Consider the following 1,402-nt stretch of genomic DNA (forward strand, 5'->3'; position numbering starts at 1 on the left):
ATCGAGATAAGCATGCACCACAGGCTGTACATGGCACCGTCCAAACAGGATCGGCGCAGTGAGCGCCAGCACGCCTTGCGGCTCGGCCTGCTCGCCCGCAAGGCGCCGCTCCGCCGCATCGAGATCGGCGAGCACGCGCCGGCACGTCTCGAGATAGGCCCGGCCGGCTCCGTCAACGTGAGCCGCCTTGTGGTCCTGGTGATGAGCCGCACGTCGAGATCGTCCTCGAGCGCCTTCAAATGCCGGCTAACGGTCGTGAGCGGCATGCTGAGCCGCCGCCCCGCAGCGGACAGGCCTCCGGCGTCGGCGACAGCGACGAAGACACGTATGGCAGCGAGCCGGTCCACCTATTATTCCATTTTCCTGGAGTATCTATTGGGAAATTACCCCATACAGCCGCCATTCGGAATGCCCATATTCGTCACGTCGACGAACACAAGGAGGGAGAGGCATGGACACCCGCAAGCTGTACGACCTGGAACCGTCGGGGAATTGCTACAAGGTGCGCCTGTTCTGCGCCTTGCTCGGTCTCGAACTCGACATCGAGCCGGTCGACTTCATGGCTGGAGCTCACAAAGCGAGCCCCCTCATCGATATGAACCCGTTCGGCGAGATTCCCGTCTTGGAAGACGGCGAAATCGTCTTGCGGAACTCCCAAGCGATTCTCGTCTACCTCGCCCGTAAATATGGCGGTGAGAGCTGGCTGCCCGCCGACCCGGTCGAGATGGCGCGTGTCGTCAGCTGGCTCATGGTGGCCGAAAGCGAAATCGCACGCGGACCGAACGACGCGCGCCTCCACGACAAGTTCGGCTTTCCCCTCGACATCGACAAAGCGCGCGAGAAAGCGGCACGCATCCTCGGAATTTTGGAAGCGCATTTGAGCAAGAACGATTGGCTCGCGCTCGACCGCGCCACCATCGCCGATATCGCGTGCATGCCTTACGTCGCGCTCGGCCATGAAGGCGGCGTCCCGCTCGATGGCTACCCTGCGATCCGCGCCTGGATCGGCCGTATCGAAGCGCTCCCAGGCTTCATCGCCATGCCTGGACTGGAGAGGACCGCATGAGCACCTGGATGGACCTTGCCTTCTCGCCCGCCGTGAAGGCGCGCAGACCCGCCGCGGCTCGCGGCAGAACTATGCGCGGCTGGAGGAGAAAGGCTCGGCGCGAACGGCGATCGATGCCGGCCTTGCCGCGTTCATCGCCGAGCAGCGGTCTTTCTATTTGGCGACCGCGAGCGGGACGGCCAACCCTACATCCAGCACCGCGGCGGACCGCCAGGCGTCTTGCATGTGCTCGATCACAACACGCTCGCCTTCGCCGACTTTTCCGGCAACCGGCAATATATCTCGACCGGCAATCTTGAGGAGAACCCGCGTGCGATGCTCTTTCTCATGGACTAC

General features: G+C 63.1%; 2 protein-coding genes and 1 pseudogene. 2 read left to right on the forward strand and 1 reads right to left on the reverse strand.

Annotated elements, in window-relative coordinates:
- A partial coding sequence (locus AUC71_RS22825) for a helix-turn-helix domain-containing protein (protein ID WP_141701699.1) occupies positions 1-347 on the reverse strand: 347 nt, incomplete at its 3' end.
- Between the two features lie 104 nt (positions 348-451).
- On the opposite strand from AUC71_RS22825, the gene AUC71_RS13285 reads away from it, so the two are divergent.
- Positions 452-1,066: a glutathione S-transferase family protein gene (locus AUC71_RS13285; protein ID WP_069624638.1), complete on the forward strand. Its 615-nt coding sequence runs from the start codon at positions 452-454 to the stop codon at positions 1,064-1,066.
- Positions 1,063-1,402: pseudogene (locus AUC71_RS18865) on the forward strand (pyridoxamine 5'-phosphate oxidase family protein); the annotation flags it as partial. The gene AUC71_RS13285 and the pseudogene AUC71_RS18865, both read left to right, overlap by 4 nt.

The sequence above is a fragment of the Methyloceanibacter marginalis genome, from assembly GCF_001723295.1.
Classification (GTDB): domain Bacteria; phylum Pseudomonadota; class Alphaproteobacteria; order Rhizobiales; family Methyloligellaceae; genus Methyloceanibacter; species Methyloceanibacter marginalis.

Excerpts from the sequence above, each read along its gene's own strand:
- AUC71_RS13285 (WP_069624638.1), top strand. The coding sequence starts at position 452 with ATGGACACCCGCAAGCTGTACGACCTGGAACCGTCGGGGAATTGCTAC.